We start from the raw sequence: 278 nt of genomic DNA on the forward strand, positions 1-278 counted from the left end.
CAAAGAAAACGTCGATAAGATTATGGCTAAGGCTATCGAAATCGCTAAACGCTTCGATATTAAAGAAGACGATATTCATGCGGAGCAACTGAATGTTTACAGACAGACACGCTACAATCGCGAATCAAATGAAGAAGAGTTTGATGGTTTTCGTGTGAGCCGAAGCTTGACTGTGAAGCTTAAAGACATCAAAAAATACCCAGAGTTACTTCAAGAGTTTGTAGACAGCGGCATCAATCAGTTCAATAACACAGAATTTGGTGTTGAAAATGAAGGCA

At 39.2% G+C, this 278-nt stretch carries 1 protein-coding gene; it reads left to right on the forward strand.

The annotated features are described in order from the left end of the window. A partial coding sequence (locus CWC11_RS22745; RefSeq protein WP_138684308.1) for an SIMPL domain-containing protein occupies window positions 1-278 on the forward strand: 278 nt, incomplete at both ends.

The organism is Pseudoalteromonas sp. S3178 (assembly GCF_005886985.1).
Lineage (GTDB): Bacteria > Pseudomonadota > Gammaproteobacteria > Enterobacterales > Alteromonadaceae > Pseudoalteromonas > Pseudoalteromonas carrageenovora.